This window comes from Acidovorax sp. HMWF018 (genome assembly GCF_003061035.1).
GTDB lineage: Bacteria > Pseudomonadota > Gammaproteobacteria > Burkholderiales > Burkholderiaceae_C > Acidovorax > Acidovorax delafieldii.
Genome location: NZ_QAIM01000355.1, coordinates 1 through 2,097, shown reverse-complemented (window position 1 = coordinate 2,097; position 2,097 = coordinate 1). Strand labels below are relative to the sequence as shown.

Here is a 2,097-nt window from a genome sequence, read left to right as displayed (position 1 = left end):
GTTCGGATGCAGGCAGTGACGGCGGCGGGGATGGCGGGGGCGACGGCGGCGGTTGTGGTGGCGGCGGGGACTGAGCGCCTGGTCCACCGGCCCCACGGGCGGCACAACGCCAACCCCAATCACTCTCTTTTTGATAGCTACCCAGGCATGATGCACTAGCGCATGCAGCCAAAATGGCCTGAAATCACGCCCAGTCACCCAGGCGACGACCGGGCCTGCACCCACCGGTCTACAGTGGCACCCCATGAACACCCTCACCTGCTTTTCCCTCAGCATCACTGACCACGTGGCCCATCTGGTTCTGAACAAACCCGAGGCCATGAACACCATGCACCCTACCTTCTGGCGCGAGCTGGACACGGTGCTGGCCCAGCTGCACCAGGCGGGCGAGGCGCGGGCGCTGGTCATCAGCAGCACCGGCAAACATTTCAGCGCCGGGATGGCGCTGGAGACCTTTGGCGGCGCCATCACCATGGACGACCAGAGCCCCGAAGGCCGGGCCGCCATCTTCGACCTGCTGACCGACATGCAGGCCACCTTCACACGCATCGACAACCTGCGCATCCCCGTGATCATGGCCATCCACGGCGGCTGCATCGGCGGCGCGGTGGACATGGTCACCGCAGGCTGCATCCGCTACGCCACGCAGGATGCGTTCTTCTGCATCCAGGAGATCAACATCGGCATGGTGGCCGACGTGGGCACGCTGCAGCGCCTGCCCAAGCTCATTCCGCTGGGTGTGGTCAAAGAACTGGCCTACACCGGCCGGCGCCTGAGCGCCGCCAAGGCCCTGGACTATGGCCTGGTCAACGAGGTGTTCGACACGCAAGAGGCCATGCTGGCTGCCGCGCTGCAGTGCGCCAAGGAGATCGCGTCCAAACCCCCGGTGGCCATCTGGGGCACCAAGCAGGCCGTGAACTACGCGCGCGACCACAGCGTGGAAGACAGCCTGCGCCAGATGGGCTGGCTGCAAGGCGCCATCTGGAGCAACCAGCATGTGCGCGAATCGGTCACGGCCATGAAGCAAAAACGCGCGGGCGAGTTCCCGGCGCTCACACCATTGCAGCGGTTCAGCGAGCTGGGCTGAGCGCCGCCGGGCCGCGCCATGCGGCCCGGATTGTGGCGCGCGCACGGACATGTGCCACATCAAAATGTATAGCTGCCCAGGCATGCAGCACTAGCGCTTGCAAGCCCTTTTGCTTGAAATGGCGAGGCAAAGGGCTATCATCGGGTCTTAGGGGTTTGACCGTCTTCCAGCCCTGTCCACAAGGATGCCGCCACCATGACGCTGCCCAGCCTGACCCCACCCACCTACGACGATGTGGCCGCTGCCGCGCACCGGCTCAAGGGCATGGCGCACCGCACGCCCGTGCTGCGCTCCAGCACCGCCGACGAGCGGTTGGGCGCGCAGCTTTTCTTCAAGTGCGAGAACCTGCAGCGCACCGGCGCGTTCAAGTTCCGGGGCGCGTTCAACACCCTGGCCCAGTTCACCGATGAGCAGCGCGAACGCGGTGTACTCGCCTTCTCGGCGGGCAACCACGCCCAGGCCATTGCACTGTCGGCCCGGCTGCTGGACATGCCTGCCGCCATCGTCATGCCCGAGGACGCCCCCGCCTCCAAGATGGCCGCCACGCGCGACTACGGCGCCCAGGTCGTCACCTACAACCGCTACACCGAAGACCGCGAGGCCATCAGCCGCCGCCTGGCGCTGGAGCGCGGCATGACGCTGGTCCCCCCATTCGACCACCCCCATGTGATCGCGGGCCAGGGCACGGCGGCCAAGGAGCTTTTTGAAGAAGTGCCCGACCTGGACTACCTCTTCGTCTGCGTCGGTGGTGGCGGCCTGCTCGCGGGCAGCCTGCTGGCCGCCGAGGCCCTGGCGCCGCAATGCCGGGTGGTAGGGGTGGAGCCCGCAGCGGGCAACGACGGCCAGCAGTCGGTCAAGGCCGGGCATGTCGTGCAGATCCCCACGCCCCACACCATTGCCGACGGCGCACAAACCCAGGCGCTGGGCCAGCTCACCTTCCCCATCATCCAGCGCCTGGGTTTGTGCGCCGTCGGCAATGGTGTGGGGCGTGGGGATCTGCACGACATGCC

Annotated in this window: 2 protein-coding genes; both read left to right on the top strand. The window is 66.8% G+C overall.

The window, feature by feature from the left end; translation table 11 throughout:
- Nucleotides 1-244 precede the first annotated feature (244 nt).
- Nucleotides 245-1,087 (top strand): enoyl-CoA hydratase-related protein, encoded by an 843-nt coding sequence (locus tag DBR23_RS13505; protein ID WP_056746054.1) that lies wholly within the window; start codon nucleotides 245-247, stop codon nucleotides 1,085-1,087.
- 195 nt (nucleotides 1,088-1,282) lie between these two features.
- The coding region (locus DBR23_RS13500; protein WP_108498597.1) for a pyridoxal-phosphate dependent enzyme at nucleotides 1,283-2,097 on the top strand (815 nt) is incomplete at its 3' end.